Here is a 253-nt window from a genome sequence, read left to right on the forward strand (position 1 = left end):
GCGAGCCCTTCGAGGAAGAGCCTGCGGAACAGCCGCGAGAGCACGCGCACAGGCAGGAAGAAGCCTGGCCTGCACGCGATCCAGCGCGAGCCATCCGGCGAGACGCCGCCGCCGGGCGCGATGATGTGGAGATGGGGATGGTGCGTCATCGCCGATCCCCATGTGTGCAGCACGCTGGTGAAGCCGATGCGGGCGCCGAGATGCCGGGGATCGCTCGCGATGGTGGCGAGCGTCTCGGCCGCGGCCCTGAACA

Annotated in this window: 1 protein-coding gene; it reads right to left on the reverse strand. The window is 70.0% G+C overall.

The annotated features are described in order from the left end of the window. The coding region (locus AX750_RS24820; protein WP_197426614.1) for a transposase at positions 1 to 253 on the reverse strand (253 nt) is incomplete at both ends.

It is taken from the genome of Methylobacterium sp. CCH7-A2, from assembly GCF_001557075.1.
GTDB classification, from domain to species: Bacteria; Pseudomonadota; Alphaproteobacteria; order Rhizobiales; family Beijerinckiaceae; genus Allobosea; species Allobosea massiliensis.